The organism is Lapidilactobacillus dextrinicus DSM 20335 (assembly GCF_001436095.1).
Lineage (GTDB): Bacteria > Bacillota > Bacilli > Lactobacillales > Lactobacillaceae > Lapidilactobacillus > Lapidilactobacillus dextrinicus.
The window spans coordinates 39,792-64,505 of the sequence record NZ_AYYK01000002.1 but is presented as its reverse complement, the minus strand read 5'-3'; the positions used below and the strand labels follow the sequence as shown (position 1 = coordinate 64,505).

Sequence of the window (24,714 nt, the reverse complement as noted above, 5' to 3'; positions counted from 1 at the left end):
TTGTTGTACTAATATCTTTCTTAATTTGCCCGGTTTTCATAAAAATCATACTTTACATAAATTGCATTGGTTCACGATCAACCCGCAATTGAAAACCTCGATTGGTCTTACTTTGCATCTTCATTATAAGGGTCTGCAAGGCTTTCAGCAATCTTGGTTCGGATTTATACTTAATAATTAACTGATAATAGTACTGATTATTAATTCTGGTAATCATCCGTGCTGTTGGTCCCAAAACAACGGCTGCTTCAGATAATTGGGGCTGTAACCAATTTTGAATTTGGTAAATCTTCTGAACGGCTTGATCTTCTTGGCGATGATTAACACTAATTAAAATCGTGTAATAGTACGGTGGATAGCCGCCCTGATGACGAATGCCCATCTCTTTTTGATAAAAGGCTTCATAATTCTGAGCCGAGGCTAATTGAATCGCATAATTTTCAGGATTATACGTTTGAATGAACACTTCACCTTGCTTATCTGCTCGCCCCGCTCGGCCACTCACTTGTGTTAGTAACTGGAACGTTCTCTCACTAGCTCTAAAATCAGGTAAACTCAGCGATGTATCAGCATTAATTACACCAACCAGTGTCACATCAGGAAAATCTAATCCTTTGGCGACCATTTGTGTCCCCAATAAAATATCAGCCTGATGCGCGCCAAATTGTTTAATAATGCGCTCATGACCACCTTTGCGTGCAGTCGTGTCAACGTCCATTCGTAAAATACGTGCAGTTGGTAATAATTCTTGAATTTCTTGCTCGACTTTTTGCGTTCCAGAGCCATAACTGCGAATATTCTGACTATGACATTGTGGACATGCACTTGGGATCGCTTCTTGATGACCACAATAATGACACTTCAATGAATTAGTATCGCGATGTAAGGTTAAGGAAATATCACAATTGGGACACTTAATCACATGACCGCAGTCACGACATAGAACAAAATTAGCATAACCTCGCCGGTTGAGTAATAGAACACTTTGTTCATGGCGTTCAAGGCGTAAATTAAGTTGATCAACCAACTGTTTAGATAAATCTGATTTACCAGCAATCTTATCGGCCTGGCGCATATCAATGACGTTGACTTGTGGCATTTGAATTGTATTAGGACGCTTCGTCAACCGTAGTAATTGATAGCGTCCCTTTTGAGCACGAGCACGCGATTCTAATGAGGGCGTGGCACTACCAAGAATAACTGGGCAATGGTAGGTTTCTGCACGTTTTAGCAGCACATCACGAGCGTGGTAGCGCGGCATATCTTCTTGTTTATAACTGCTTTCATGTTCCTCATCCAAAATCATAATACCAATCTTTTTTAATGGTGCAAAAGCCGCCGAACGTGCGCCGACAACAACCTGTGCTTCACCGCGTTCAATTCGCCGCCACTCATCATAGCGTTCCCCTACCGAAAGACCACTATGCAAAACCGCGACTTGTCCCGGAAAACGGCCTTGAACTCTTTCAACCATTTGCGGTGTTAACGAAATTTCCGGCACTAACATTAAAGCAGTTTGACCAGCAGCTAAGGCATGCTGCATCGCATCTAGATAAACTTCAGTCTTGCCACTACCTGTGACACCTTCCAGTAAAAAGGTTGTATGCTCTGCTTGATCCATGCTTTTAATGATAGTTGTGAAGGCTGCCTGTTGTTCCGAGGTTAACTTTTTCGGTGTTGTTGCGGTAACTTCGGTGAGCGGTTGCCGGTAGACCTCTTTTTCTTCAGCGGCTAGCCAACCTTTTTTAACGGCCTGGCTTAAAGTCGCTGCCTTTAACCCGGGAACTTTTACCAACCAAGTGGCTGAGTTACCAACAAATGGTGCTTGCGCAATTAAAAAATCTAGTAACAATAATTGCTGTTTAGCATTAGCCCGTACTGATTGTCGTAATCCTTGATATTGATCGGACGTTAAACTAGTCTTAAACACTTTTTCTTGTTTAATTTTTGTTTTTTGAGAAATCTGATAATCAATTGTTAATTGTCCTTTTTGTTCCAAACGTTTAATTTCAGCCAGCAGATCTGCTGCAATGTTGTCTGGAATTAGACCACTATCTTCCCGATCTAATAACGCTTGAAGCGGGTCATTTGCTGCTAATGGCGCCAGTAAATGAAAACGACGCTGATAATTAGCACGCAATGCACTAGGCAACATGGTTTGCAAACAACTAATTAAAAAAGAGAAAGTATCTTGAGCCAGCCATTTTGCTAAAGCCAACATTTCTTGATTTAAAACCGGGTCCAAATCTAAAATTCGCGCCACCGGCTTAAGTTGACCAGCAAAATCTGATTTATCAACGACACGCCAAATAAATCCCTGTCGTAAATGCCCAGAACGTCCGAAAGGGACCAAGACACGTACACCAGGAACTGCCAAGGCGGTTAAATTTTCAGGAACTTCATAATCAAAGGGACGATTTGTTTGCTGAGCAGGAATATCAATGATTACCTGTGCAACTGCCATATGAACCCTCCAAATAAATTAAACTACAATCGTTCACTAATTGCGGTCATAATGACCATTGCCATTTGTTCTTTAGACATCAAAGCGATTGGTTGAACTGTACCATCTTTAAAAATCATCTTACCAGCGTTTTGATCTGAGTCAAAACCACCTTCAGGTTGACCAACTTGATTAGCAATAATCAAGTCAAGGTGTTTATGTTGCAACTTCTTTTGAGCATTTACTTCTAAATCTTGTGTTTCCGCTGCAAAACCAGCCAAAAACTGGCCTTGCTTCTTCTTGCCTAAGGTTGCCAGAATATCAGGATTTTTGACAAGTGTCAATTTCAGCTCATCTTCCCCAGCAACTTTTTTAATTTTCTGTTGTGCGGGTGTGGCGATCCGAAAATCAGCAGGTGCTGCGGCCATGACAACCGCATCAGCTTGTTGGTAACGCGCTTCAATTGCAGCTTGCAACTGTTCAGTTGTAGCAACTGGCACAACTTTTAAGCCTTTAGGGGCTAATTTAGGCTTCGTTGTAATTAACGTTACTTCTGCACCCAACAGGCGCGCCGCTTTAGCCAATGCGTAACCCATTTTGCCAGAAGAACGATTGCTAATGAAGCGAACAGGATCAATTGGCTCTTGTGTACCACCGGCTGTTACAATGAATCGTTTGCCCTTTAAAACTTGAGAATGCGCGTGGCGATAATAGGCTGTATAAACGGTCTCAATAATTGTTTCCGGTTCAGGTAAACGCCCTTTACCACTATAACCTTCAGCTAAAGGCCCCGTTTCTGGAGCAAAAATCGTTAAGCCACCTTCATTGAGATGTTGTAAGTTACGCTGTGTTGCGACTTGATTGTACATTACATCATTCATCGCTGGGAAAATATAAACCGGCTTGTTGCTTGCTAAAACTAACGTTGACGCAAGGTTGTCAGCAAAGCCATTGGCTAATTTAGCAATCATATTAGCTGTTGCTGGTGCCACAACGACAAAATCGGCCCACAGCGGCAGTTCTAAATGTGTTAAAGCTGCCGTGTTTTCTGAAACATATTGATCATCATAAACAACATCTTGACTAACGGTTGCTAGCGTCTTAACCGTCACAAAATTTTTAGCGTTTTCTGTAACAACCACTTTAACCTGCGCACCTTGTTTCACAAAAAGTCGCACGAGTTGAGGCATTTTATAAGCTGCTATTCCACCTGTAATCACTAATAAAACATGTTTCCCCGTAAACACCATCAATCACCTCAATGTAAAAATAGCCTTCAGAAACTCAAAATGAGTTGAGAAGGCCCAAAAAATTTAATTTTCGTCAGGATGATCTGAATCAAGATTACGAGAACGATCTTCACGTTCTGCATTCTCGAGTTGTTCTTCTTGATCGATTGCTTCTGCATCTGCTTCTTTTAAGTCAGAGTTAGGATCAATCACAACTTTACCAGCTGCAATTTCTTCTAAAGCCATGCCGACCGTTTTTGATGATTTATAATCGTCAATCATTTCAAACTCGCCAGCTTCTAACTGATGAGCCCGTTTAGCAGCTAAAATAGCTAATGAATAACGTGAATCAACTTTGTCTAATAATTTATCAATTGATGGATATGAAATCATCTTAGTTATCTCCTAACATCTTTTGGTATGTGCTTAAAACACGAGCAACACGTAAATGTTCACTGGCAATGATTTGTTCGATTCGATTAACGGCTGAATCAACTTGATCATTAACCACAACATAATCATAGTTGGTCATTAAATTAATTTCTTGACGTGCTTGGAGCATACGCTTCTTAATGGTTGCTGTATCATCAGTACCACGTTTAACAATACGATCTTGTAACTCATGTAAATCAGGTGGTGCTAAAAAGATAAATACGCCATCGCTGACCTTACTACGAACTTGCATCGCACCGTTAACTTCAATTTCAAGCAAAACATCTTGTCCGCTCTCTAATGTCTGATTAACATACTTTAATGGCGTGCCATAATAATTATCGACATATTGCGCATACTCTAGCATACCACCATTAGCGATTTCTTCTTCAAATTCTGCTTTGGAAACAAAATAATAATCAACACCATCAACTTCACCAGGACGTGGCTTACGTGTTGTCATCGAAATTGAGTACTTAAATTGTTGTCCATATTTATTAACCATCGCTTGGCGCACAGTCCCCTTACCAACACCTGATGGTCCAGATAAAACGATTAACATTCCCTTGTCCGACATTAAAAAGCTCCTAAAATAAAAACTTGATAGTAATATTGTGCCCTTTTTACGCACATTTTTCAAGTCCCAGGCCAACTGAACCTTGATCTGACGCGCTAAAAATATTTTTATAAATTTAAAGCAACAACTATTTTGAAAAAATTATCTAAATTTCTGCTTGCATTTTGAACAAATGTTCGTATAATAAATATTGCAAACAAACGTTCGGAGGAAGACAAAATGACAACGATCAAACAACTTACAAAAGAATTGACAAAACAATTTAAACTATTTTTTGATTTAGACCCGGTTGATGATCAAGACCTGTCATCTGCCGAACAAGAGGTCTTTGAGCAAGCTGCTTTAGAGAGAGAAATCGAACAGCTAAGTGCTTCTAACCAAATTGTTTCACTACAAATTAAAAATCCAAATAACCAAGACCAACCGATTCAATTTATGGTCGGACGTTTTAAATCAGCGTCTGCACATCATGCGATCTTTTTTGAATTAGTTGATCGTAATCTCATCCAGATTGTTTATACCAACCAAATTATTAAAATTGCGGCTTAACCAGCGCATAATTTAATAATCGCCGTTTCAAAAATTTTAACAATGTTTACCAGTGAAAAAGCGTCAAAACAATGGTTTTGTCCAAGTTAAGTTACCCCTCTTTCTTAACTTAGATATTCCTTGTTTTGGCGCTTTTTTATCTCTATTAATTTACCGATTAGCTTTGGTCTCGTCGGCCTGTCGTAATAATTCTGCCGCATGCTCTTCAGCTAATTTAGTTACTTCTTTACCGGCAATCATTTTAGCAATGACCAATACCCGTTGCTCACCGGTTACTTTTTGTAACGTAGTGGTAGTGCGACCATTGAGTACTTTCTTTTCAATTAAATACTGATGGTCACTCATTGCAGCAACTTGTGGTAAATGAGTGATACAGAGAACTTGTGAATGGCTGGCAATTACACTAATCTTATCAGCAATGGCCTGTGCCACTCGGCCACTAACACCAGTATCCACCTCATCAAAAATAATACTAGTCACGCCTTCACCTTGGGCAACAATTGTTTTAATTGCTAACATAATTCGTGATAACTCACCACCGGAAGCAATTTTAACTAGTGGTTTTAATGATTCACCAGGATTAGTTTGCAAATAAAAAGCAACCTGATCTTGGCCAGACTGAAGCATTTGTTCTGATTTAGCAAATTGAACTTTAAAAACGGCCTTGTCCATATATAATGAACGCAATTGCTGATGAATATTTTTTTCTAACCTTAAAGCTGTTTTTTCACGAGCAGCTGTTAATTGTTGCGCTTGCTGCATCAATTGTTGCTGAACATTTTGGAAATCTGCTTCAATTTGACCAGATTCATCTGTTAATTGCTGCATTTCGTGATATTCAGCTTTAATTTTTTGGTAGTAATCATGAACATCAGTTAATGTTGGGCCATACTTACGTTTCAAGTTGTTTAATAATTCCAAGCGCTGTTCAATTTCATTCAAGCGCCCTTCGTCAAACTCTAAGCTATCAAGTTGATCTTGAACATTAGAAATCACATCTTGCAAAGTGTAGTAGGCTGAATTTAAATTCTCAGAAATATCATGAAAATCTTGACTGTAACTGGCAATATCGCCCAGTTGAGCCATAGCAATACCGCTTAAATCTAGGGCATTACTTTCATCAACACTTAAAACAGCTAAGGTTTGCTGCAAAGCTTGATTAATCTTTTGAAAGTTGCTAAGTCGATCTTGTTCTTGCTCTAAATCTTCATCTTCATGTTTTAAAATCTTGGCTGAACTAATTTCATCAATCTGAAACTGTAACATATCTAACCGTTGTGCATAGGCTTGCTCATTGGCATTTTTATCAGCAATTTGTTTTTGCAAATGACGATATTGTTGATAGGTAACTTGATAGTCAGTCAATAATGGTGTGATAGCAGTGCGGCCATACTGATCTAGAATATTCAAATGCTGTTCAGCACGCATTAGTTCTTGATGTTCATTTTGACCATGAATATCGACTAATTGTTCGCCAACTTTACGCAAAATTGCAGTTGTGACAATTTTGTTGTTCACACGACAAACATTACGTCCATTATGACTAAGTTCGCGCTCTAACAGAATATTTTGACCATCTAACTCAATGTCATTTTCTGTTAATGTTGCCATTAATTGCGGATTATTCTCAACTACAAATAAACCTTGCACATCCGTCTTCTTGGCACCTGTACGAATAAAATCACTCGAACCTCGCCCACCAACTAACAAACCAAGAGCATCAATAATAATTGATTTGCCGGCACCGGTTTCCCCAGATAAAACCGTCATACCCTGTTCAAAGTTAACTTCTAAATGTTCAATGATTGCAAAATCTTGAATGACTAAATTTACCAGCATTCCGTTCACCTCTGCAATTAATTAAGCAATGCTGCTAAGCGTTCACTGACAATATCGCTATTATTAACATCATCTTTTTTTAAGACTAATAGCGCACTGTCATCGGTTCCTAAAACAGTAAAAATTTCTGACCAATGGCGTTGTTTAATCGCATTAGCAACTACAATGCCACTACCAGGTGCAGTTTCAATGCTAATTAAATTATCTTGACGATAGAATTGGGCATTAACATTTTTAAGTAATTCCGCTAATGTTGCGTCACTACGATCAATTTGTTCAACTTGTGGTAATTGATAAAAGGAACCATCAGCTTGGGCAACCTTAATTAAATGCAACTCACTAATATCCCGAGAAACAGTTGCTTGGGTGATTGGATATCCTTTTTTGGCTAAATATGTAACGAGATCGGATTGGCTCGCAATTTTATTTTCTTGCACTGCCGCTTTTATCAAATCATGCCGCAATTGCTTGTCCATTATCAAAACCCCTTCGTTTATTTCGTCAATAAAACTTGCCACGCCTGATCAACTGTTGCTTTAATATCAATTTCTGGATTTTGCGTGACTTCATCTTGGCCCACTAATTTTAAATACGTGAGGAATTCAATATTTCCCGAACCACCTGTAATTGGTGAAAAATCTAATCCCAAAACTTGGAATCCTTGAGACTGTGCGAAGTCCAAAATCTCTGTTAAGACTTGTTCGTGGACTCTACGATCACGAACAATACCATGTTTGCCAACAGCTTCACGCCCGGCTTCAAATTGCGGTTTAATCAGCGCAACTAAACAGCCATTCGTTTTTAAAATCTTAGTTAATGGCGGCATAATTAATTTTAAAGAAATAAAAGAAACGTCCGTTACAGCAAAATCAGGTAATCCTAATTCAAAATCTTCTGGCTTGCTATAACGAAAATTAACACGTTCCATTACCGTTACCCGCGGATCTTCGCGTAACTTCCAAGCTAACTGATTGTAACCGACATCTAAGGCATAAACCATCTTCGCGCCATTTTGCAAAACAACATCCGTAAAGCCACCAGTTGATGCCCCAATATCTAAAACAATCTGATCCGTTACAGCAATTTTAAAGACATCAAGTGCCTTAGCAAGTTTAAAACCACCACGAGAAACGTAGGGATTAACTTGGCCCTTGACTCTTAAAACTGTTTCTGGATCAATTTTTTCACCAGGTTTATCAAGCCGTTCGTCATTTTTACCAACGACTTGGCCTGCCATTACGGCACGTTTTGCCTGTTCTCTGGAACTGAATAAGCCTTGTTGTACCAGTAAAATATCAACGCGTTCTTTTTTCACTGTCCACTGTCCTTATCAAAATAACTTAAAAAACTCAACAATAATTGATGATCAAAACTTGGCATCACATTGGTCAAGCTGGCTTTAGCAGCATTAATTTCAGCTTGCAAATGTTGTTTAGCTTCAGTAATCCCTAATAGTTCCGGATACGTATTCTTCCCAGCTGCTACATCTTTGTGAACACCCTTGCCTAATTCTGCTTTGGTTCCTAAATAATCAAGTAAATCATCATAAATTTGAAAAGCAACGCCAAAATGTTGACCAAATCCAATTAAGGCCTTAGTTTGATCAACACTCAATTTTAAGCGAATGGCAGCTAATTGTAATGGTGCTGTTAGCAAAGCACCAGTTTTTAGCGCATCTAATTTGGCCACCGCTGCTAAATCTGTTAACTTTTTACCGGTTGCTTCAATATCAATAGCTTGACCGGCAACCATGCCACTAGGACCTGCTGCTTGGGCTAAAACTGTCACCATTTGAGCAACGTCAGTGGTTGTTAACGCTAGTTCAGATTTGCTGCCTAATTCGCCAAGCCACTGAAAAGCTAAAGTTAATAAACCATCACCAGCTAAAATCGCTAAAGCTTCACTAAATTGCTTATGATTGGTTAATTGACCCCGTCGATAATCATCGTTATCCATCGCTGGTAAATCATCATGGATCAACGAATAAGTATGAATTAATTCAACTGCACCGGCTGCTTGCAAGTCACTAGACTTGATGTCAGTAAAAGAAGCAACAGTTGCTAAATATAATAAGGGCCGTAATCGTTTACCACCAGCCATTAATGAATAGAGCATGCTTTGCCGCAATGATGCTTGTGAAACATCGGCAGTAACTTTCTGTTCTAAAAAAGCATTGAGTTGCGGCTGCCATTGTTGACTAAAAGTTGCTAATTGCTCGTTCACTCAACCACCTACTCTTCAGTTGAAGCAGCTTGTTCATCAAGGAGAGACTCCTGTCCTTGTTCATTAACCACTTTAGTTAATGTATCTTCTGCTTCAGTTAACGTTTTTTCTAACGAGCGTGACAATTTGATGCCCTCTTGAAACTTAGTTAAGGCTGTTTCCAAAGGGACATTACCTTGTTCCAGTTCATTCACAATTTCTGTTAGTGCTGCTAACTGTGTTTCAAATGATTGCTTTTCTTCAGCCATTTTCACTGCTCCTTTTTCAAGACTTGGGCTTTAATTTGCCCATCTTGTAGATGTAATGTGAAGGTTTGTTCTGGTGTAAAATCTGCAACTTTGACTAGTGGTTTGTCCTGCTCATCACTTGCATAAGTATACCCACGTGCTAGCGTCTTTAATGGACTCAATTGATCTAGATTGGCAACAGCATGTTGAATTGTGACTTGCCGTTCTTTGAGATCGACCTGAAATGCGCGGATCAACCGACGCTGCAAATTTTGAACTTGTAGTTGATTATTCTGCACTTGATTCAACGGGGATAAGCGTAATAATCGTTGCTCCAAACGCTGAAAATCTTGTTGCTGCTGAACAACATATTGTTGGGTAACATTTTGGAATCTCTGCTCAAGCAAGTCTAATTGTTGACTATATCCTTGATATAAACGCTCTGGATATTGAAATAGAAAACTTGCTTGTTGTGTTTGCAAACGTTGTTGCCAGATCTTTAATGAACCGCGAAAACCATTTAGAACACGCAAACGTAATTGCTTAATCTCTAACAAGACTTCACTCAATTTAGGTGTTGCTAGCTCAGCTGCCGCTGTTGGCGTCGCTGCACGCACATCTGCCACCAAGTCAGCAATTGTCGTGTCCGTTTCATGACCGACTGAAGAAATAATCGGAATAGGGCTAGCCGCCATGGTCCTTGCAACAATTTCTTCATTAAATGGCCATAAGTCTTCAATTGAACCACCACCACGACCAATAATAATCGTGTCAAAATCAGCATATTGATAAATTTGTTCTAGCCGTTGCACTAGTGATGCTGCGGCAGCCTGTCCTTGAACAACCGCTGGGAAAAGCACTAACTGTACTTTAGGATCCCGACGCTGAGTAGTCGTGATAATATCGCGGATAACCGCACCTGAGGGACTGGTTACGACAGCAATTTTACGCGGATATTTAACTAACGGGCGATTATTCTGAGCAAATAACCCTTCTGCTGCTAACTTTTTCTTTAGTTGTTCATAAGCTTGATAAAGCGCACCAACGCCTAGTGGTTCCATTCGATCAACATAGATTTGATAACTGCCAGAAGGCTCATACAAACTAATTCGGCCCACTACTTGAACTTTCATACCTTCTTCAGGAGTGAACTTAATCTTCTGAAAAGCAGACTTGAACATAATGGCGTTAATCTTGGCATGATCGTCTTTAAGCGAGAAATATTGATGACTATTAGGGCGCAACCGAAAATTAGACAATTCTCCTGTTAGATAAATCTTTTGTAAATAAGGATCAAAATCAAATTTACGTTTCAAATAAGTTGTTAGCTGAGTAACAGTTAAAAATTCGGTATCTGTGCTGGACAAAAAGTTCACCTTTTTTCTGCTAGATCTGTGGTTTGACTTAATAATGCCGCAATCGTCATTGGACCAACACCACCAGGTACTGGTGTAATGAAACCGGCTTTTTGGCTAACTGTTGCGTATTCAACATCACCCACTAAATGACCGTCGATTCGATTGGTTCCTACATCAATAACAACTGCGCCTGGTTTAATAAAGTCAGCCGTAACAAAATTGGCTTGGCCAATCGCCGCAACAACAATATCGGCTTGGCGTGCTAACTCTAGTGTGTTTTTAGTATGAGAATGGGCAATGGTCACAGTTGCATCAGCCGCCAAAAACAAACCAGCCAAGGGCCGGCCGACAATTAAACTACGGCCAATAATTAAGACATTTTTGCCTTCAACTTGAATATGATAGTCAGCCAATAAACGCATAATACCAGCAGCCGTTGCTGGTACTAACTCTGGTTGACCACCCCATAGCTTGCCCAGATTCATGGGATGAAAGCCGTCGACATCTTTTTTAGGATCAACAGCTAACAAAACTGCCTCTTCATTGATTTGTTCAGGTAATGGCAATTGAACTAAAATGCCATCCACTTCTGGATCATGATTAAGTTCGGCAACAATGGCTAACACTTCTTCTTGCGTGGCAGTTGTAGGTAAAGTTTTATTAATGGACTTAATTCCCACCTGTTTAGCCATTTTAATTTTATTACGCACATAAATTTGGCTGGCAGGATCTTCCCCTACCAAGACCACTGCTAATGTAGGAACAATTTGACGTTCTGTGGCTAATTGTGCCACTCGTGTTTTTGTTTCTGCACGCCATGCCTTTGCACTGGCCTTGCCGTCTAAAATTGTTGTCATTATCATTACCTCTTACTTTTGCGTCCTAAAATTACGATTAAAAAAACTGCCCCATTAAGTACTGCAAACCTGAACAGATCTGCACGAACCAAACAGTGGCAGTTATGAATTATTTATTGATGATCTGAATCAGCTTTGATGAATTTGGCTAAAACACCGTTAATAAACTTAGCAGATGAATCGTCACTAAACTCTTTTGCTAATTGAATGGCTTCATTAATCGCCACTGCCTGAGGAACTTTGGCATTTTCAATTTCAAAAAGGCCTAACCGTAAAATCAAAAGGTCAGTTTTAGAAAGACGTTTTAACGTCCAACCGCCCTTTAGCTTAGGGGTTAGTGATTGATCGAGTTCTGCTTGTTTATCTACAACGCCTTTAACAAGTTGTTGTAAATAAACTTGATTAGGATCGGTTAAATTAAGTTGCACCAATTGATCATCTTTTTTATTTTGCGTGGTTGTCAAAACTTCGCTGATTGCAGCATCGGGAGTTAAATCCGTGCTACTTTCTAACATAAACAGTGTTTGAAAAGCCGCACTTCTTGCCTGATGGCGATCTAACATGCGCTATTCACCTGCTGCTTCATTTTCATTTTTTTGTTCTGTAATGGCATCGGCGAAGAAAGCATCAGTATCGATTTTTTCTTCTTTTTCAGGGATAATACCATCAACATGGATATTAACTTCATTCAAATCAAGATCTGTCATGTAATAAAGTTGTTCTTTGAGTACTTGTTGCATCTCAAGTGCGACTTTAGGAACAGACACGCCATAATTTAAATAAACATAAACATCAGCGTTGATTTGATTACCATCGACTGATAATTCAACACCACGTCCATGGTCTTGACGACCTAACAGAGTGTTAATGCTGTTGGTTAAATTACCGCGCATTTCAAAAACACCTTCAACTTGTTTAGCCGCAATCCCTAAAATAACCTCTAAAACTTCCGGAGCAATTTGAATAGCGCCGGCTTGATTATCACTTTTTGTTAACAAAATATTTTGTTCTTCAGCCATATGACAATCTCCTAGTTCTTTGCTCTTGAGATATAAGTACCGTCTTGTGTATTAATTGTTAAAACATCACCAGCATTGATAAAGAATGGCACTTGGACCACTAAACCAGTTTCCATTGTTGCTGGTTTGCTACCACCGGAAGATGTATCGCCACGAATGCCTGCCTCTGTTTCAGAAACAGTTAAATCAACAGTATTAGGCATATCAACACCTAACGTTTCAGATTCATACATTTGCACACCAACAACCATGTTTTCCTTCAGATACTTCAACTCGTCTTGAATTGTTTCACCAGGTAATTCAAGTTGTTCGTAAGTATTCGTATCCATGAAGACATAATTTGTACCATCTGCATACAAATATTGCATTTGTTTGCTATCAATTTGGGCTTTTTCAACTTTTTCAGTTGCCCGAAATGTCTTTTCTTGAACAGCGCCCGTACGTAAATTCTTTAATTTACTACGGACAAAAGCACTACCCTTACCAGGTTTAACATGTTGAAATTCGACAACACGCCATAAATCACCATCGACTTGGATCGTCAAGCCGTTTTTGAAGTTGTTTACTGAAATCATATTTATGCCTCACTTATTTTCATTATGTCTACTATATCAAGCCAATGTATTGGAATGCAAGTAGCGCTAAGTAGATCATTTCTAATGAACCGATATCAACTGACCATTAACACCGCACCATAATATTCAACTACATCTAATTATAACAGATTTATCAGTGAAAAATCACCGAGAAAGTAAATCCAAAAACTACAAAATAATTAATTCATCTTTAGGTGCTTGCGTTAATACCTCACAACCCGTTGAAGTAATCAACAAGTCATCCTCAATACGTACGCCACCTAAGCCAGCCAAATAAATTCCCGGCTCATCGGTTACCACGTTACCAGCTACTAAACCTTGTGCTTTATAGTGTCCCCAAGCACCAGGACCTTCGTGAATACCTAACCCAATCCCATGGCCAGTCCCGTGGCCAAAATCATAACCATATTTTTGAACATAAGCATGCGCCAAATCATTAATTTGACCACCAGTAACTCCTGGTTTACTAGCCGCAATCACGGCTTGATTAGCCTCTAATACGATCTGATAAATTTTCTTTGCTTCAACGCCTGGATCACCAACAGCAATTGTCCGAGTCAAATCAGATGTATAACCTTGATAATAACAACCAAAATCAAATGTCACTAAATCTCCTGTTTGAATCACTTTGTTACTAGCACTGCCATGTGGTAAGGCAGAACGATAACCAGAAGCGACAATTGTTGTAAACGAAGAACCTGTTGCGCCGTGTTGCCGCATGAAATATTCCATTTCCGTGGCAATATTAGCTTCTGTCATACCAGCTTGAACATAGCCTAATAAGTATTCAAAGGTTGCATCTGTGATTTGAATAGCTTTTTTGATAAGTTCAATCTCTTGCTGATCTTTAACCTCACGTTGTTGTTCAACTAACCCCGTTGCTGGCACTAACTTAATTGAGCCGAAAACAGTTTGTAACTGTTGAAAATCAGCATAACTTAAATCATTGGCTTCAAAACTAATATCGGTCAACTGAGCTGGAAATGCCAATTCTTGTGCCCTTTGATAAATCCCCTGTTGTTGTTCGACAATTTCAAACGCTGTCACTTCTGCTGCGGCTTGAACCGTATACCGCGAATCCGTGATTAAATAAGCTTGAGTTGCTGTAATCAACAACGCACTTTCATCGCCTGTAAAGCCGCTTAAGTAAGTCACGTTCTTCTCATTGGTAATTAAAATAGCTGGAATACGCTGGTACATCAGCATCTCGCGAAAACGATCTAGTCTAGTTGTCATCAATTTTATCCCCATCAGAATGTACAAAAAAAGTGATGCACAGGGCATCACTTCCTTATTAACATGAATTACGCTTCTTGAGCGACTGGCATAACAGATACTTGTTTGCGATCTTTACCAAGACGTTCGAATTTAACGACGCCGTCAGTTAAAGCAAATAATGTATCGTCGCCACCACGACCAACATTGACACCTGGATGAATCTTAGTGCCGCGTTGACGGTAAAGAATTGAACCAGCAGTAACAGTTTGGCCATCGGCACGCTTAGCACCTAAACGACGACCAGCAGAGTTACGGCCGTTCGCACTGGAACCGCCACCTTTATGGTGAGAGAAGAATTGTAAATTATGCATTTCCATTGCGATGCACCTCCGTTAGCTAATTAAGCATTGATAGCGTCAATGACAACCTTAGTATATGGTTGACGATGACCCTTCTTTTGATGTTGATGTTTCTTAGGCTTGTACTTGTAAGTAACAACTTTCTTTTCGCGACCTTGTTTTTCAACAGTACCTACTACAGTAGCACCGTCAACTGTTGGTGCGCCAACAGTCGTTGTTCCTTCACCACCGATTAAAATAACTTCATCAAAAGTTACCTTTTCGCCAGCTTCTACATCAAGCTTTTCTACATAAACAGCTTCGCCAGCTTCAACTTTATATTGTTTACCACCAGTTTTAATAATTGCGTACATCTACGTGCACCTCCTATTGTCTTAGACTCGCCAAAAGAGGTAGCAAATTGCTTTAGAACCTCTGATTGTGCGGTTGCAGCTGTGGAGTTCACAAATACAACTCCATCATTCTACCAAAAAATCCCACGAATCGCAACAGATTAGCGGGATTAATTCAGATAAACTTATCTAAATACATATTAAGCTCAACAACTAGAAATAACAGTTTCCAACTATAATAGTGGCCCAATCCAATTAATCCAGATCCAGCCTAAAGGTAGTGCCACAATCATCGCCGGTATCATATCAGCCGTCGGGAACATCATTAACTTCACCATTCTAAAGCCAGTTGCCAACATTAAAACACCACCAACAGCTTTAAAATCTAAAATCATTGTTGGCGTTGTTAACGGAAAAATAAAGCCAGCAAACAAAAATAATAATGCAAAAATAATGAATTGCGGAACGGCAATCAATGAAACAACATAGCCTAAGTTAGCAGCAAAAATCGCAGCTGTAAAGAAGTCAAGAATTGATTTAGAAATTAAAATAGACGTATCGCCGTTCATCCCTTCAGTCAGCGCACCATAAATTCCTGTACCACTGGCACAAAAAAGAACGATCACCGTTACCAAAGTTGCATCAAACTCAGCTGTTTCCATACCGGAATCTAATGAATTTAATTTAGGAAATACCTTCATAATTAATTGTTGCATCCATTTTGCAGCGTGATTAATTTTATCACCCAAATGAAAAGCTAGACCTAATCCAGTCCCAATAATAACAGCAAAAATAACAGCTGACATATTTTTCATTGGTGCAATTGAAAAGATCCCCATCGTCATTGAACAAGCACCAAAAACCATGTTTAAACCATCTTTGAAATTCTTAGACATGTGTTTCCCACCTAAGGCGCCAAAGATACCACCTAATAAAACTGATAATGCATTAATTGTTACACCAACTGGCATAAAAAAACCTCCCTGTATCTTTCAATCATTCAATGATTGAACGCAACTACCAGTTTAACAAGGAGATTTAAGGCAAACTATTCAACTTATCTTTTGCTTTATGCCTAAATGGAATGTCATAATAGAATAGTGCTACCAACTTCTAAAAATTAAGGCAGATAAAATAAAAAAGCCTATTAAATTAGGCTTTTTTTCACTATAATGACATTATAGTCTCTATGGAGCAGGAGAGATTCGAACTCTCGACCTACGGTTTAGAAGACCGTTGCTCTATCCTGCTGAGCTACTGCTCCAGGCAACCTAATTATTATAGTCAAAAGACTTCAGGATTGTCAATCAAACTAGGAGGAAATCCAATGAAATATAATCAATTTGCTTATTCGTTACCAACCCCTCAACAACAAATCTTAGAATTACAACGCATTAAGATGTATCCCGTTGATGTCGCTCAATATTCATTTGATAAACTCACCCGACGAATTTTTCGGCAATTCTTTCCTGACTATCGCTCTCAAGCTGCACTAGAAACACAATTGCGTAATTTGCTGGTTGACGAACAACAAAATTTATTTACTTATTTAGCTAATATTGGCGATCGTTTTGAACAACATGCTTTTTATAACGTTGCCCTACAATTACTAGGTTTTTACACACCTAGTGAATTCTCATTAGACGATCCTATTGCTACCATGAAGCAACTTGGCTTACCTTTTGTTGATAAGCTTTATTTTAATACCGAATCATTAACTAGTGCTGTTTATCAATTATTGAACACACCTAGCAAAAACGGTCTTACTTTCATCGATAATTTAGCAGCACGCGGCTATTACACAATTAATCTTAGTGCTAACGAACAACAGCGCCCTCTTTTCTTCAATGGTAAAGCCCAAGCTACTTTCTCTGCTGACCAATTAATTCGCGAAGTCGTCTATGTCGAATCCGATTTAGATACTGATCATGACGGGCAACGCGACTTACTTGAAGCAACTATTATTCGTCCAAAACCAGCTAATGATTTTATCAAATTACCAGCATTATATACGGCTAATCCTTATTTTAAAGGCACAACTGATACACCAATGAATGAAGTTAACGTTAAACTCGCCGTTAAGCCAACCGGTGATGCTCGTGAAAACCAAGATAATTTTGATGACTTTCCTACCTTTGACACGACTAATCCTTCAGCAGCTCTAACAAACCCTTTTGCCAATCATTCTAGTGTCGCTGAACCAAGCTTAATTGGAACCGTTACCTTAAATGATTACTTCTTACATCGCGGTTTTGCTTCTGTTTATGCAGCCGGTATTGGCACACGTGGTTCTGATGGTATTCGCACTTGTGGATCACCAGAAGAAACGGCCTCAACAATTGCGATTATTGAATGGTTACACGGCGATCGTCGGGCCTTTACCGATCGTTCTCGCCTCGACGAAATCGCTGCTATTTGGTGCAGTGGCCACGTTGCCATGACCGGTAAATCTTATTTAGGTACGTTGGCTATTGCCGCGGCTACAACTGGTGTTACCGGATTAGATACAGTTATTTCTGAAGCTGCCATTTCAAGCTGGTACGATTATTATCGTGAACATGGCCTAGTTGTCGCTCCCCAAACCTTCCAAGGTGAAGACGCGGATGTTTTAACCAATGAATGTTTTAGTCGTCAAAAAGATGCTGGTGACTATGCCAAAGTTAAATTATTCTACCAAGAAAAATTAGCTCAAATGAAGCACGATCAAGATCGCGAAACCGGCAGCTACAATCATTTCTGGGATGAACGTAACTATCGCAATAATATTGATTTAGTCAAGTGCCCTATCGTTAGCGTCCACGGATTAAATGATTGGAACGTTAAACCTAAAAATGTTTATAAATTAAACGAAGCCTTAAAGGCACAAGGTATTGCCCACAAAGTCATTTTGCATCAAGGTCAGCACATTTACATTAATAATTTCCCAAGCTTAGATTTTTACGATCTGATTAATATGTGGTTAGCCAATAAACTTTGCGGCCTCGAAAATCACGCAGATGCTATTTTCCCAGATTACTTGATTCAAAGTAACTTAGACGAAAGCGATTGGCAAACACCAACAAATTGGACCGGTACAAAGCAAAAAGAACTTTCTTTTGCAAAAGATTTTGATAATAGCGCTAATCATAAAACTGAATTTATTGACGATGGTGTTAAAGCTTTCCATGAAAGTGGTTTAAGTGATTTGGCCTGGGAAGAAGCTTTCATCAATCAAGATGAACGTTTTGCTAAAAATCAACTAGTCTTTAAAACACCAACGGCTAATGAGGAACGTTTAATTACTGGCCGACCAGTTGTACAGCTCACTGTCAAAAGCAGCGCTAACCGCGGTCTTATTAGTGCTATGTTAGTCGATTATGGCGAAGCTCATCGTTTGACCGTTCGTCCGCAAAATCTTGAACTACAAGCACGCCAGCTGGGTTATCATGGTCCGCTGGAAACAACCATGGCCTTTAAACCAGATACCAAGATGACTTCTGCTAAATTAATTGCTAAAGGACATCTCAATTTACAAAATCGTAACAATGCCTATGAAGGTCAGCCCGTTGAACCTAATCAAGAATATACGCTTGACCTTAATTTACAGCCAACCTACTACCATTTACCAGCAGGTCATCAATTAGGCGTCATTCTTTATGCAACAGATATGGGGATGACGATTCGTGATCAAAACGAATTAACGTATAGCTTTGACCTTGAAAATTCCCTCTTAAAACTTAATTTAGGTAAAACGGAACGTTAAATTTTATCACTAAAAAATAAGACTGTGACATAAGTCCAGCCTTATTTTTTTGAATGTGTTTTAAAAATCGGTTCATTTCGTTTCAAATAAAAAAGACTAAATCCAAGTTTGGATTTAGTCTTTTTAGTTTAATGCTCATAACCTAAACGAATTTATCATACGCTCATTTTATTAATTGCGATTAAAGAGAGAGATACTGCTCACGTTCCCAATCAGAAACTGTTTGACGATATGATTCCCATTCCATGCGTTTGGAATCCATGAAGCTTTGGTATAAATGTGGACCTAAAGATGCTTTGATCACATCATCTTTAGCTAAAGTCTTCAAGGCATTGTGCAAAGTAGATGGTAAATCACTAATGTGAGCTTCATGACGTTCTTCTGAAGTCATCCCATAGATGTTGCGGTCAACTGGTTCCGGTGCTTCTAATTCATTTTTAAGGCCATCTAAGCCAGCAGCTAAAATTGAACCAATTGCCAAATATGGATTAGCACTTGGATCAACACTACGTAATTCCAAACGTGTTGATAAACCACGTGCTTGTGGAACGCGAATAAGTGGTGAACGATTATGACCAGACCAAGCAACATAAACTGGTGCCTCAAAACCTGGTACTAGACGTTTATATGAGTTAACAGTCGGATTATTAATGGCCGTTAAAGCCCGTGCATGTGTCATCAAGCCAGCTAAGAAATGTTTAGCGGTTGGTGATAATTTATCATCAGTTTTTTCATCATAAAAAGCATTCCCATTAGCAGTTCCTAACGACATGTTAATATGCATCCCTGAGCCAGCAATTGCTTCAAGTGGCTTAGGCATAAAAGTAGCGTGCAAACCATGCTTGCGAGCAACAGAACGAACAACTAATTTGAAAGTCTGAATATTATCAGCCGCTTCAACAGCATCCGAATATTTAAAATCGATTTCGTGCTGGCCTGGTGCAACTTCATGATGACTAGCTTCTACTTCAAAGCCCATCTTTTCTAGCTCTAAGACAATATCACGCCGGCAATTTTCGCCTAAATCAAGTGGCGCAAAATCAAAATAACTACCATCATCATTTAAATCAAGCGTTGGCTTGTTATTAGCATCTAATTTAAATAAGAAAAATTCTGGTTCTGGTCCAATATCAAATTCGGTAAAACCAGCGGCCTCCATTTCAGAAATAATCCGGCGTAAGTTATTACGGGGATCACCCATAAATGGTTCGCCATCAGTCGTAAAGACATCACAAATTAAGCGAGCAACCTTACCATGTTCTGATCCCCATGGGAAAATTAAGAAAGTTGATAAATCAGGAATCAATATCATGTCGCTTTCTTCAATACGGACAAAACCGTCAATTGAAGAACCATCAAACATTACTTTATGATTTAGTACCTTGTCAATCTGATCAACAGGGACTTCAACGTTTTTCAACATACCATTAATGTCAGTAAACATTAATCGTAAGAATTGGACGTTTTCTTCTTCAACGATTTTTTTAATTTCAGTTGCTGTGTATGCTTTCTTTGTCATAACTTACTCCTTTTAGTTTTGACCTTTAAATGTTGACGGATAGTTGGCTGAATTACGATTGAAAGGACTGGCCAATAAAATTTCGTCTTGCAATGTATGCCGTAATTGGCTATCAGAATGCACGACCGTCCCTTTAGAACGCGCAAGTAACTGCCGCACTTGTTCTAAATTATGTTCGGTGTTCATCAACGCTTTAATTTCCATTAATTGTTGCAAATCATCAAGCGAGAATAAGCGCTGTTTACTTTGACTACGAGCAACTTTAATCAAGTCATTTGCTTCATAGTAACGAATTTGTCGTGCTGTTAGCCCGGTCAGCTTAATAGCTGTACCAATTGGCAAAATTGCTAAATCCGAACGTAATTTTTCTTGTACCAAAGCCCTTCTCTCCTAACGTTATTTATCATACCAACTTCAAAAAGAAGATGCAACTAATGATGTCAGCTTTCCTAACATCAGTTAAATTATTTTTGCTTAATCCCCATCTTAACCTAACCAAGTCGTTATTAACTGTTCAACTTCTTGGCGAGCATTCTGATTGTTAAACAGGTCAAACCAGTTAACAGAAACTGGCAATTGATTACGAAAATAAGTTAATTGGCGTTTCGCATAGTGTCTTGAGTCCAACTGAATCTGTGTTTTAGTCGTGGATAAATCTGCTTGTTGATTAAAATAAGGCCAAAATTCTCGATAACCAATTCCTTTTGCGGCTTGTGCTGTTTGTTCCACTTGCTCAAACAGCCATTTAGCCTCATCAATTAAACCTTCAGCCAGCATTTGTTCAACGCGCTGATTAATTCTTTGATAGAGCAAAGTCCGTTCAGTATTAAGACCAATTACAAGCGCGTCAAAAGGTTGTTCATGCTGAGTTTGAATTGAGAACAAACTGCCAGTACGTTTAATCACTTCTAGTGCGCGAATGACGCGGCGCGTATTACTCACTGGAATTTTAGCAGCGGCAGCTGGATCTTGTTGGTGCAACTGCTGCCACAATTTTTCGGGACCAATTTCAGCTAGCAGTTGCTCTAAGTCGTGACGCAAGCGATTCTGCTCATCAGCTGTCTCAACGCCACCTAAGTCAAGATTTTCCAGCAAGCTACGTAAATAAAAGCCAGTACCGCCAACAATAATTGGCAAATGTTGGCGTGCAGTAATTTCGGCAATTTTTTGAGTGGCAAGTTGTTTAAATGTAAAAGCCGAATATACTTGGTCAACATCACAAATATCAATTAAATGATGTGGCGCAACCGCTTGTTCAGCCGCAGTCGCTTTAGCTGTTCCAATATCTAGATGTCGATAAACTTGCATAGAGTCACCGGAAATAATTTCACCGTTGAACTTTCGCGCAATTTCTAAGCTTAAAGCAGTTTTACCAACGGCTGTTGGCCCGACAATTGCGAGTACTTTTGGTTTCATTTGAGCTCCAATCTTTTCAATACTATAAAAAAGCTACTGTAATTTTTGTGAATTTAGACTAAGGTCTGATTTTCATCAATCTAGTTGGTTCTTAATTGCTAATTCCGTTCGAATAGGCGATAATATTAGTGACAACAAAGGAGGTCATCAATATGGCAAAACATTTTGCAAAAGGTTTTTTAATTGGTAGTTTAACAACACTTGGCGCAGTTGCAGGTTCATTATTTGCTTTTAAGAAAACCGTTATTGAACCACAAGAAGAGTTTGATAACAAAGTTGAAGAAAATCGCCGTCGTGCTAATCGTAAAAGTCACGCAGCACACCAAGGCTAATTTAAACACATACTATACTAAAAAACGAATGATGAGGTTATCCTCAATCATTCGTTTTTTATTTTATCAAATAACTCGCTGATTCGTTATGAGTTAATCATTATATTTATTAGCTGTCTTTTTGACTTTGCCTTCCCACGTGGAATAGCCGCCCTTAAGCCATTTAATATTTTGGAAACCGACTTTTTTCAATCGTAAAGCGACACGAATAGAAATATTTTCGCCAGTTTCATATAAATAAACAGGTAAATCCTTACGTAATTCATTTTCCCATGACTTAACTTGAACGGATTCCATATTGCGAGCGCCTAAAATATGACCAGCATCGTAATCTTTTTTATTACGCAAGTCAATTAATTGGGCCTTACGCATATCCTGTTCGAATTCTTGAGCATTAATTGCGCCACCTAATTGGCGACCACGAATTTTGTAATAAGCCCAGTTGCCAGCCATCCATAACAAAATAGCGATCAGGACAAGATTAATCATTAACCAACCGTTAACTTTAATTGCTAATAAAACCATCTACTAACACCCTTAATCTTTGTTATTTTCTAATACCAATGATGCTGCACCGATAACGCCAGCTTCATTACCCAATGTTGCTAAACGAAGCTTCGTATTTTCGCGTACGTTAGGGAAGACATTTGCTTCAAATGTTTTCCGAGTTTTATCTAACAAGAAATCACCAGCGGCACTAACACCACCACCGATAACGATAAAGGCTGGGTTCAAAGTATTACCAATGTTTGCCAAAGCTAAACCTAAATAGTTGCTAACGCGATCAACAACAGCTGTTGCTAATTGGTCGCCTTCTTTAGCTAAGTCAAAGACAATTTTTGAAGAAATTTCTTCGCCATCATCAAGCATTACTTTTAATTTGGCATCGCCAGCATATTCTTCAGCCATATCGCGAGCAACGCGAACAACACCAGTTGCTGATGCGACTGTCTCTAGGCAGCCATGCTTGCCACAAGTACATAGATAACCATTAGGATCGATCGTAACATGACCAATTTCACCGGCAGAACCAGAAACACCATGCAATAAACGACCATCAGCAATGATACCGCCACCGATACCAGTACCTAAGGTAACAAAAGTAACATCATCTTGATTATCGCCAGCACCTTCCCAGCGTTCGCCTAAAGCAGCAACGTTGGCATCATTGTCGATATAAAATGGAATATGAGTCCCAGCTTCGATATCGCGCTTAGGATAAACCAATTGTTTCCAGTTAAGGTTAAAGGCGCCAATAACTGTCCCATTATGACGATCAACACTACCTGGTGTACCCATACCGATACCAGCAAATTGTTCTGGTTTCATATCGTATAAAGCTAAGTGGTGGTTAATTGATTCGATGATATCAGGAATGATGTGGCTACCCTCATCAAGAATATTAGTTTGTTGACTCCAGCGTTGTTGGATCTCGCCTTCCATTGTCAAAATTGCAAATTTAATCGAAGTGCCACCTAAATCGACACCGATGATTTTTTGGTCTTCCATTGTCGTTACTGTTCCTCCTTCAAATTTTGAGAGCGCTTTTGTTCTAATTCGTGCTCATGTCTTAGTACTAGTTTGGCATGGGTATAAGTTAAATCATCAATCAGACCAGCATCGTGAATTTTTTTAAGCTCAACGCCAGTCATCTCAATATCCCACAATCGATTACCCATATAAACATAACTACCAAAACGTTTTAATAATTGTTGAACATCATAATAATGACGGAATTTTGGTTCATTATTTAACATTATTAGCGTACCATTCCTAACCAATATAAGAAAGCACAAATTGCCAAAAAGGCGATTGAGGCACTAGCTTGCCAAGCAACACCTTTTCGAAATTTTTGACCTGGTAGTGCAAAGGCGCTAATTAATAAAAAGCCGCCAATTAAACCACCAATATGGCCCCAAATATCAATACCACTAGCCATGAGATCAAAGACTAAGTTGAAAATAGCTAGCATTAAAAATTGGCGTCCAGTTTGACGAAGATAATAACTATCATCAAAGATCACACCTAATGCAATATAAACACCAAACAAGCCAAATAAAGCCGTACTAGCACCGGCGGAAACGGCAGCACCACCAAGGGCAAAACTCATTAAATTGCCACTTAAACCGCTTAACAAATAAATCAAAGCAAAGCGCCAGTGACCAATCATTTGTTCAACGGCGCCGCCAATATAGTACAAAGTAAAGCCATTAACAAAAATATGCATAAAGCCAATATGGACAAATATTGGCGTAATTAACCGCCACCATTGACCAATTTGTACCAAGGGATCATATTTCGCGCCCCAATTAACTAGTACTTGCGGTGACTGGCTACCACCGGTTAGTGTCTCACCTAAAAAAATCAGCACGGTAATACCTAAAATCAGAATAGTTACCCAGTTAGACTGACGCCAACGTCTGATAAAATTAGAATTCAATATTTCA

28 protein-coding genes, 1 tRNA gene and 1 other annotated feature are annotated in these 24,714 nt (G+C 39.1%); of the genes, 3 read left to right on the top strand and 26 right to left on the bottom strand.

Annotated elements, in window-relative coordinates; translation table 11 throughout:
- Nucleotides 1-52: 52 nt before the first annotated feature.
- The 4 genes from priA to gmk form a co-directional block, all read right to left on the bottom strand.
- The gene (priA, locus tag FC84_RS01720) at nucleotides 53-2,464 is read right to left on the bottom strand and encodes a primosomal protein N' (RefSeq protein WP_057754433.1); all 2,412 of its coding nucleotides are present in this window, start codon (nucleotides 2,462-2,464) and stop codon (nucleotides 53-55) included.
- 23 nt (nucleotides 2,465-2,487) lie between these two features.
- On the bottom strand, nucleotides 2,488-3,693 hold the full coding sequence (gene coaBC / locus FC84_RS01715) for a bifunctional phosphopantothenoylcysteine decarboxylase/phosphopantothenate--cysteine ligase CoaBC (protein ID WP_057754430.1): 1,206 nt from the start codon (nucleotides 3,691-3,693) through the stop codon (nucleotides 2,488-2,490).
- Nucleotides 3,694-3,756: 63 nt separating this feature from the next.
- Nucleotides 3,757-4,065, bottom strand: a complete 309-nt coding sequence (rpoZ, locus tag FC84_RS01710) for a DNA-directed RNA polymerase subunit omega (protein ID WP_057754428.1) — start codon at nucleotides 4,063-4,065, stop codon at nucleotides 3,757-3,759.
- A 1-nt stretch (nucleotide 4,066) separates the two neighbouring features.
- The gene (gene gmk, locus FC84_RS01705; protein WP_057754426.1) at nucleotides 4,067-4,681 is read right to left on the bottom strand and encodes a guanylate kinase; all 615 of its coding nucleotides are present in this window, start codon (nucleotides 4,679-4,681) and stop codon (nucleotides 4,067-4,069) included.
- A 219-nt stretch (nucleotides 4,682-4,900) separates the two neighbouring features.
- Here gmk and FC84_RS01700 point away from each other — a divergent pair, with 219 nt between their 5' ends.
- The gene (locus FC84_RS01700; RefSeq protein WP_057754422.1) at nucleotides 4,901-5,230 is read left to right on the top strand and encodes a hypothetical protein; all 330 of its coding nucleotides are present in this window, start codon (nucleotides 4,901-4,903) and stop codon (nucleotides 5,228-5,230) included.
- Nucleotides 5,231-5,380: 150 nt separating this feature from the next.
- On the opposite strand, the gene recN is transcribed toward FC84_RS01700, so the two are convergent.
- From recN to FC84_RS01625, 15 genes are all read right to left on the bottom strand, one after another.
- Nucleotides 5,381-7,069: a DNA repair protein RecN gene (gene recN, locus FC84_RS01695; RefSeq protein WP_057754417.1), complete on the bottom strand. Its 1,689-nt coding sequence runs from the start codon at nucleotides 7,067-7,069 to the stop codon at nucleotides 5,381-5,383.
- Nucleotides 7,070-7,086: 17 nt separating this feature from the next.
- On the bottom strand, nucleotides 7,087-7,545 hold the full coding sequence (locus FC84_RS01690) for an arginine repressor (protein ID WP_057754415.1): 459 nt from the start codon (nucleotides 7,543-7,545) through the stop codon (nucleotides 7,087-7,089).
- A gap of 17 nt (nucleotides 7,546-7,562) precedes the next feature.
- Entirely contained in the window at nucleotides 7,563-8,384 is an 822-nt protein-coding gene (locus FC84_RS01685; protein ID WP_057754412.1) for a TlyA family RNA methyltransferase, read from the bottom strand.
- Nucleotides 8,381-9,292 (bottom strand): polyprenyl synthetase family protein, encoded by a 912-nt coding sequence (locus tag FC84_RS01680; protein ID WP_057754409.1) that lies wholly within the window; start codon nucleotides 9,290-9,292, stop codon nucleotides 8,381-8,383. The genes FC84_RS01685 and FC84_RS01680 overlap by 4 nt, the downstream gene beginning before the upstream one ends.
- Nucleotides 9,293-9,300: 8 nt before the next feature.
- A complete protein-coding gene (locus FC84_RS01675) occupies nucleotides 9,301-9,540 on the bottom strand; it encodes an exodeoxyribonuclease VII small subunit (protein ID WP_057754407.1) in 240 nt (79 codons plus the stop codon).
- 2 nt (nucleotides 9,541-9,542) lie between these two features.
- Nucleotides 9,543-10,886, bottom strand: coding sequence for an exodeoxyribonuclease VII large subunit (xseA, locus tag FC84_RS01670; protein ID WP_057754403.1), 1,344 nt, complete (start codon nucleotides 10,884-10,886; stop codon nucleotides 9,543-9,545).
- Between the two features lie 5 nt (nucleotides 10,887-10,891).
- Nucleotides 10,892-11,734 carry a bifunctional 5,10-methylenetetrahydrofolate dehydrogenase/5,10-methenyltetrahydrofolate cyclohydrolase gene (locus FC84_RS01665; RefSeq protein ID WP_057754401.1) on the bottom strand — a complete coding sequence of 281 codons (843 nt, stop codon included), beginning with the start codon at nucleotides 11,732-11,734 and terminating at the stop codon, nucleotides 10,892-10,894.
- 113 nt (nucleotides 11,735-11,847) lie between these two features.
- Nucleotides 11,848-12,297 carry a transcription antitermination factor NusB gene (gene nusB / locus FC84_RS01660; protein ID WP_057754398.1) on the bottom strand — a complete coding sequence of 150 codons (450 nt, stop codon included), beginning with the start codon at nucleotides 12,295-12,297 and terminating at the stop codon, nucleotides 11,848-11,850.
- A gap of 3 nt (nucleotides 12,298-12,300) precedes the next feature.
- Nucleotides 12,301-12,753 carry an Asp23/Gls24 family envelope stress response protein gene (locus tag FC84_RS01655; protein WP_057754395.1) on the bottom strand — a complete coding sequence of 151 codons (453 nt, stop codon included), beginning with the start codon at nucleotides 12,751-12,753 and terminating at the stop codon, nucleotides 12,301-12,303.
- A gap of 11 nt (nucleotides 12,754-12,764) precedes the next feature.
- Complete coding sequence (gene efp, locus FC84_RS01650; RefSeq protein ID WP_057754393.1) at nucleotides 12,765-13,328, bottom strand: elongation factor P; 564 nt, start codon at nucleotides 13,326-13,328, stop codon at nucleotides 12,765-12,767.
- A gap of 189 nt (nucleotides 13,329-13,517) precedes the next feature.
- Nucleotides 13,518-14,585, bottom strand: a complete 1,068-nt coding sequence (locus tag FC84_RS01645) for a M24 family metallopeptidase (protein WP_057754389.1) — start codon at nucleotides 14,583-14,585, stop codon at nucleotides 13,518-13,520.
- A gap of 68 nt (nucleotides 14,586-14,653) precedes the next feature.
- Complete coding sequence (gene rpmA, locus FC84_RS01640) at nucleotides 14,654-14,944, bottom strand: 50S ribosomal protein L27 (protein ID WP_057754386.1); 291 nt, start codon at nucleotides 14,942-14,944, stop codon at nucleotides 14,654-14,656.
- 23 nt (nucleotides 14,945-14,967) lie between these two features.
- Entirely contained in the window at nucleotides 14,968-15,279 is a 312-nt protein-coding gene (gene rplU / locus FC84_RS01635; protein WP_057754383.1) for a 50S ribosomal protein L21, read from the bottom strand.
- Between the two features lie 13 nt (nucleotides 15,280-15,292).
- Nucleotides 15,293-15,364: a sequence feature (ribosomal protein L21 leader region), on the bottom strand.
- A 127-nt stretch (nucleotides 15,365-15,491) separates the two neighbouring features.
- Nucleotides 15,492-16,229, bottom strand: coding sequence for a DUF554 domain-containing protein (locus FC84_RS01630; RefSeq protein WP_057754381.1), 738 nt, complete (start codon nucleotides 16,227-16,229; stop codon nucleotides 15,492-15,494).
- 219 nt (nucleotides 16,230-16,448) lie between these two features.
- Nucleotides 16,449-16,522 (bottom strand) — tRNA-Arg (locus tag FC84_RS01625).
- A gap of 63 nt (nucleotides 16,523-16,585) precedes the next feature.
- On the opposite strand from FC84_RS01625, the gene FC84_RS01620 reads away from it, so the two are divergent.
- Nucleotides 16,586-19,000, top strand: coding sequence for a Xaa-Pro dipeptidyl-peptidase (locus FC84_RS01620; protein WP_057754378.1), 2,415 nt, complete (start codon nucleotides 16,586-16,588; stop codon nucleotides 18,998-19,000).
- 181 nt (nucleotides 19,001-19,181) lie between these two features.
- Here the strand turns inward: FC84_RS01620 and glnA are convergent, their stop codons facing one another.
- The 3 genes from glnA to miaA form a co-directional block, all read right to left on the bottom strand.
- Complete coding sequence (glnA, locus tag FC84_RS01615; protein ID WP_057754375.1) at nucleotides 19,182-20,519, bottom strand: type I glutamate--ammonia ligase; 1,338 nt, start codon at nucleotides 20,517-20,519, stop codon at nucleotides 19,182-19,184.
- Between the two features lie 12 nt (nucleotides 20,520-20,531).
- Entirely contained in the window at nucleotides 20,532-20,897 is a 366-nt protein-coding gene (locus FC84_RS01610; protein WP_057754372.1) for a MerR family transcriptional regulator, read from the bottom strand.
- Between the two features lie 108 nt (nucleotides 20,898-21,005).
- On the bottom strand, nucleotides 21,006-21,935 hold the full coding sequence (miaA, locus tag FC84_RS01605) for a tRNA (adenosine(37)-N6)-dimethylallyltransferase MiaA (protein ID WP_057754368.1): 930 nt from the start codon (nucleotides 21,933-21,935) through the stop codon (nucleotides 21,006-21,008).
- Nucleotides 21,936-22,087: 152 nt separating this feature from the next.
- Between miaA and FC84_RS01600 the strand changes: the two genes are divergently transcribed.
- Nucleotides 22,088-22,267 (top strand): DUF3042 family protein, encoded by a 180-nt coding sequence (locus tag FC84_RS01600; RefSeq protein WP_057754365.1) that lies wholly within the window; start codon nucleotides 22,088-22,090, stop codon nucleotides 22,265-22,267.
- A 93-nt stretch (nucleotides 22,268-22,360) separates the two neighbouring features.
- On the opposite strand, the gene FC84_RS01595 is transcribed toward FC84_RS01600, so the two are convergent.
- The 4 genes from FC84_RS01595 to FC84_RS01580 are packed head-to-tail and all read right to left on the bottom strand — an operon-like array spanning nucleotide 22,361 to nucleotide 24,707.
- Nucleotides 22,361-22,792 carry a rhodanese-like domain-containing protein gene (locus FC84_RS01595; RefSeq protein WP_057754362.1) on the bottom strand — a complete coding sequence of 144 codons (432 nt, stop codon included), beginning with the start codon at nucleotides 22,790-22,792 and terminating at the stop codon, nucleotides 22,361-22,363.
- Nucleotides 22,793-22,804: 12 nt separating this feature from the next.
- Nucleotides 22,805-23,776, bottom strand: coding sequence for an ROK family glucokinase (locus FC84_RS01590; RefSeq protein ID WP_057754359.1), 972 nt, complete (start codon nucleotides 23,774-23,776; stop codon nucleotides 22,805-22,807).
- Between the two features lie 5 nt (nucleotides 23,777-23,781).
- Nucleotides 23,782-24,024 (bottom strand): YqgQ family protein, encoded by a 243-nt coding sequence (locus FC84_RS01585; RefSeq protein ID WP_057754354.1) that lies wholly within the window; start codon nucleotides 24,022-24,024, stop codon nucleotides 23,782-23,784.
- 2 nt (nucleotides 24,025-24,026) lie between these two features.
- Nucleotides 24,027-24,707 (bottom strand): rhomboid family intramembrane serine protease, encoded by a 681-nt coding sequence (locus FC84_RS01580; RefSeq protein WP_225733055.1) that lies wholly within the window; start codon nucleotides 24,705-24,707, stop codon nucleotides 24,027-24,029.
- Nucleotides 24,708-24,714: the final 7 nt, after the last annotated feature.